General features: G+C 42.2%; 6 protein-coding genes. 1 reads left to right on the forward strand and 5 read right to left on the reverse strand.

Annotation, left to right across the window (positions count from 1 at the left end):
- Positions 1-265: 265 nt before the first annotated feature.
- The 4 genes from tmk to trxA form a co-directional block, all read right to left on the reverse strand.
- Complete coding sequence (gene tmk, locus AC5JMK_RS00600; protein ID WP_096678438.1) at positions 266-898, reverse strand: dTMP kinase; 633 nt, start codon at positions 896-898, stop codon at positions 266-268.
- 436 nt (positions 899-1,334) lie between these two features.
- Positions 1,335-2,435, reverse strand: coding sequence for an alkene reductase (locus AC5JMK_RS00605; RefSeq protein ID WP_096678436.1), 1,101 nt, complete (start codon positions 2,433-2,435; stop codon positions 1,335-1,337).
- Between the two features lie 228 nt (positions 2,436-2,663).
- On the reverse strand, positions 2,664-3,368 hold the full coding sequence (locus AC5JMK_RS00610; RefSeq protein ID WP_096678434.1) for a glutathione binding-like protein: 705 nt from the start codon (positions 3,366-3,368) through the stop codon (positions 2,664-2,666).
- 407 nt (positions 3,369-3,775) lie between these two features.
- The gene (gene trxA, locus AC5JMK_RS00615; RefSeq protein WP_495909153.1) at positions 3,776-4,123 is read right to left on the reverse strand and encodes a thioredoxin; all 348 of its coding nucleotides are present in this window, start codon (positions 4,121-4,123) and stop codon (positions 3,776-3,778) included.
- A 55-nt stretch (positions 4,124-4,178) separates the two neighbouring features.
- Here trxA and AC5JMK_RS00620 point away from each other — a divergent pair, with 55 nt between their 5' ends.
- Positions 4,179-4,517, forward strand: coding sequence for an ArsR/SmtB family transcription factor (locus AC5JMK_RS00620; protein WP_096678430.1), 339 nt, complete (start codon positions 4,179-4,181; stop codon positions 4,515-4,517).
- Positions 4,518-4,566: 49 nt separating this feature from the next.
- Here the strand turns inward: AC5JMK_RS00620 and AC5JMK_RS00625 are convergent, their stop codons facing one another.
- Positions 4,567-5,049 (reverse strand): GNAT family N-acetyltransferase, encoded by a 483-nt coding sequence (locus AC5JMK_RS00625; RefSeq protein WP_096678417.1) that lies wholly within the window; start codon positions 5,047-5,049, stop codon positions 4,567-4,569.
- Positions 5,050-5,356 lie beyond the last annotated feature (307 nt).

The raw sequence follows: 5,356 nt of genomic DNA on the forward strand, positions 1-5,356 counted from the left end.
AATTTCGGGTTTGAAGTGAGAAATTTCGGGTTTGAAGTGAGAAATTTCGGGTTTGAAGTGAGAAATTTCGGGTTTGGTAGTTGAAATGGGTGTGCGATCGCTCATCCATCTCTCAACTCAAAGAGTCAGTGTAGGCTTCCAAGAAGAATGGCGGAAATAGCTCAATTTTCCTTGTAAAAAATTTTAAATCCCCATAAGTTCTAGAAAATAGAATTTATGGGGATTAGGGTTAGGGGGTTAGGGGTTATGCTCTTATTATACTCAATTAAATGATTTTTAGCTTGTGAGTTAAAATTTTTTGAACTTGTTTTTGGACTATCTCTACATTGGCATTGGCATCTATACGTACAATTCTGTGTGGATGGGTTTTGGCTAATTCGGCATATCCTTGTTGAATGCGACGATGAAAAGCGATCGCTTCTTGTTCGATGCGGTCTAGTGTTGTGGATGTTCCGCGTTTGCGGGCTAATCCGACCTCAGCATCAAGATCAAGCCATAGGGTAATATCACTTTCTAAGCCATTAGTAGCAATACTGTTAAGCTGATGAATTAAACTCATGTCTAAACCGCGACCATAACCTTGGTAAGCAATGGTAGAGTCGGTGTAGCGATCGCATAATATAGTTTTCCCGGCTGCAAGATTTGGTTTGAGTTCTTCTTCCACGTGTTGCGATCGGTCAGCAGCGTATAACAATAATTCTGTTCTATCAGCTATTGGCTGATCTATTGATTTTTCCAGTAACAAGCGCCTGAGATGCAAGCCTAAAGAAGTTCCTCCCGGTTCACGAGTCACTAAAACACAGATTCTCAGGCTTTGCAACCACTCACTACAAAGTTGTATCTGAGTTGTTTTGCCGCAACCTTCCACCCCTTCAAATACAATCAATTTGCCATTCATCAGAAATTACGATTGTGCAACGCCGCATAAATAAACCTAATTTTACGACATGTACACGTAATTAACAGGAGCTTGGTAGCCCTGTGCTTTTAAGCCGAGATGGAAATTTGAGCATGATTAGTCAGTGCGCTGTTAAAGCTTTTCGGTTCTGCGTGGGCGTGAACAATAGACCTCTGTGAAAACTAATGTAGAGACGCGTAGCTTGTTCCCGCAGGGTAATTTCGCGTCTCTACAAGGATTTCGTATCAAACAATATGTACACAAGCATAATTCATGACCAAATTCAGCAACGCCAAAAATTTCATGATTGTTTGAGAATTTGTTGACCTGAAAAATTATTCCTTTTAGGTCTATACCTAAAGTGATAGCTGCTTTTTTAATTGCGTAAATTGAGTAAAGACGTGATTAACAAGCACGTCTTTACAAAAATCATGTTTTAGTATGTTTTTTGCACTTCTAATGTTGGGTAATCGGTGTATCCCTGCTCTCCACCACCATAAAATGTAGATGGATCGGGTTGATTCAATGGTGCATTCAGTGCAAGGCGTCGGGGTAAATCAGGATTAGATATAAACAATCTGCCAAAGGCTACTAAGTCAGCTTCCCCTATTTCCAAGACAGAATTGCCTCTCTCTAAGGTGTAATCACCATTGACTATGAGTGTACCTTGATACTTTTGCCGGAGAAGGCTAGTAGGTACTACTGTCGCCCCGTGTCTGACATCTGCTTCTGTAGCTTCAAAGATATGCAGATATGCTAGATCAAACTGATTGAGTGCTTGTGCTGCATAACTAAAAGTTTCCACTGGGTTAGAGTCGTGCATATCGTTAAATGTGCCACTGGGAGAAAGACGCACTCCTACATGTTTACTATCCCAGACACCAGTGATTGCTTGTGTTACTTCTAGCAGCAGTCTGACACGATTCTCTATAGAACCACCATATTTGTCTGTACGTTGATTAGTACCATACCGGAGGAATTGGTCAATTAAATAACCATTGGCTGCGTGAATTTCCACACCATCAAATCCAGCAGCAAGAGCATTTGCAGCACCTTGGCGATACTGTTCTACAATCTCTGGAATTTCCCAAGTTTCTAAAGCACGAGGTGTGACAAAGGGTTTCATTCCCTCATAGGTCGATGCTTCTCCTTTTGGTGCGATCGCAGATGGTGCTAAAGGTAAGGCTCCATCCGGTTGCAAGTCAGGGTGAGAAATGCGTCCGACGTGCCACAGTTGCAGGAATATTCTTCCCCCCTGCTCATGCACTGCATTTGTCACCAATTTCCAACCCGCTATCTGTTCAGATGAGTAAATACCTGGTGTATAAGGATACCCTTGTCCTTGGGGTGAAATCTGAGTTGCTTCACTAATAATTAGCCCCGCAGTTGCACGTTGAGCGTAATACTGTGCATTGAGTTCATATGGTATATTTCCCTCGCCTGCACGATTACGTGTAAGCGGAGCCATAATAATACGGTTGGGCAATTCTACATTACCCATTTGGTATGGGGTGAATAAATTGATATTTTCGTTCATGAAATCTTTTCCAAAATTCTTGCACTTTTGTTGAGTTATTAGTGGTCTATGTCACTAACTTTAATGATTTTGTAGTGGCGCTACCCTGCGGGAACGCTGTGCGTACAGCGCTCGATTAAGCACTAAGTGTGCTTACTACGAAAACTTTGAATTTTTACAGTACAAGTAGTACTTGTACTGCAAAAAGGCAATATTTAATACTGTTGTAAGTCGTAAAATTACGCTTTCTCAAGATGGTTGCACTGTTTGCGCTGATTGATTAAACAACAATGACCGAGATTTTTCTACGTCTAGTGTCTGATTTTTGAATGCTTCTGCTTTTTCGTAGGCGCGGATAGTCGCTGGACGTGCTTGAATTGTTTCAAACCAGCGCTTGAGGTGGGGAACATCTTCTAGTTTTTGACCTTGGCGTTCATAAGGAACAATCCACGGATAGATGGCGATATCAGCAATTGAATAGTTATTACCAGCAACAAATTCGCGATCGCTCAGGCGTTTATTCAGCACAGCGTATAATCTTGCTGTTTCATTCACATAACGATTGATCGCATAGGGAATTTTTTCTGGCGCGTATTGACTGAAGTGGTGATTTTGACCTGCCATTGGCCCTAGACCTCCCATCTGCCAGAATAACCATTGCAGGACTTCAGTGCGATCGCGTATATTATTTGAAATCAATTTTCCAGCCTTTTCTGCCAAATACAGCAGAATTGCCCCAGATTCAAACACTGAAATCGGCTCTCCACCATCAGCAGGTTCGTGATCAATAATTGCAGGGATGCGATTATTAGGTGCAATCTTCAGAAATTCCGGTTTAAACTGATCGCCTGCACCTAGGTTTACAGGAATAATTGTATAAGGAAGTTCGGCTTCCTCCAGAAACATCGTAATTTTGTGGCCGTTGGGTGTTGTCCAATAGTAAAGTTCAATCATGAATTCTCCTCCGATTTTGCTCTGCTTTCGCTGCTAAATAATTGACCTAGTAGGGGATTGGGGATTGGGAACTAGAATACATTTTTAACTAATAGACCTTTTACAAAAGTCGAATTAACCCCCTCAGTCCCTCGGAAACGGAGAAATATCTACTCCCTCTCCGTTTCGGCTGCGGTGTACACATAAATCCTCTGATCCCCCTAAATCCCCCTTTTTAAGGGGGACTTTGATTCTAGTTCCCCCTTTTTTAAGGGGGGTTAGGGGGGATCAAAACGCTACTAGGCAACTTTATAAGACTTCTGTGTACACCGCAGCTCCGTTTCGAGCAGGTTTGGGGAGGAGTTCTGTCTATATTTTGCAAGAGGTCTCATACCCGCTCCCTGCTCCCCAATCCCCGCTCCCCCTGATTACAGATACTGTGCTAGAGTTTTAGCTAGGGTTGTTTTTGGCACGGCGCCCACAACCGTATCGACTTGCCGACCGCCTTTAAATACCATGAGCGTGGGAATGCTACGAATCCCATAATGACTGGCAACAGTGGGATTCTGATCTGTGTTCAGTTTGACCACTTTTACCTGTCCCACGTATTCAGTAGCCACTTCATCTACCACGGGAGCCACCATGCGACAAGGACCACACCACGGCGCCCAAAAGTCCACTAATACGGGCGTATCACTTTCTAGGACTTCTTGTTTGAATGTGGCTTCTGTCACATTAGTAATGGATGACATTCTTGCCCTCCTATTTAATTCAATTGTTCGATAAAATCGAATAAATAAAATATAGTCTAATTTATGCGATTGTGCAAGTATGAGATTTCTGTATCACCCAGAACAACAACATATATCATTGGCAGGAGTGTTATATGCTTTGGGCGATCCTGTGCGGTTAGAAGTTGTGCGACAATTGGCGTTAAAAGGAGAGCAATGCTGCGCCGACTTTGATTTTGCGATCGCCAAGTCTACCATGTCCAACCATTTTAAAATTTTAAGAGAGTCTGGCGTGGTCTGGACTCGCAAAGAGGGAACACAACACATAAATTCACTCAGGCGAGAAGATTTAGAAGAATCGTTTCCGGGGTTGCTGGATGTAGTACTGCGAGCAGCACAACCATTGATGATTCAAGAGTCAATGGTTAAGAATAATTAATACTTGGTAATGGCTAATTAGCCATCAACCACTAACCACTAACCAACAACTAATCTATAATATCCAACCGCATTTCATTGCTTGGCACAAAACCCAGGCGATCGTAAACTGGTTTACCCAAAGGTGAGGCGTGGAGAATCACTCGCGTACAAGCGATCGCCTTGAGGTAATCAATAGCCATACTTGTTAGTTGCTTGGCAATACCTTGACCACGGTAGGGAAAGTCAACATAAACACCCCAAATATATCCATACTTGCGGTAATTATCTGTAAAAGGGACGGGGTAAAGACCAGCAAAAAGCTGACAACTAGCAGAGCCAATCACCTTGCTATCAACTTCTGCTACAAACGCTTTATAGTATAATTCTTGACGTACATGCTCAATAAATTCTAGAATAGTCTCCAGCCAATCAGAACGAATCGACTCAGGCGCAACGTTATTATCTCGCCACAATTGATAAAAATGTTGAGCAATTAAATCATCCTCTTGAACGGTGGCTTCCCGAAAATTGATTGTTGGTACTGCTGACATTATTTCAAAAACATACAGTTGCTTTCCGTTCTATTATTTCTTATTCTCAGAACAAAGCAAAGTTTCGTGCAGAGGTTTTGATTCTTAGGCGGTAATGACAATTATGTTGTTGTTGTGCATCGTGCTTGGAGCAATATAAGTAAGTGGGTCAAATTAAATATAAAACCTCACCCTCAATCCCTCTCCTTAGTAAGGAGAGGGAAGCCGGAGGCAGGGTGAGGTTTTATTTTATCTTTAATTACACCTACCTACTTATTGGACTTTGGACAAAAAAGAATGAGTTCGCGTAAATTCTACGCGAACTCAA

The sequence above is a fragment of the Pelatocladus sp. genome, from assembly GCF_059505505.1.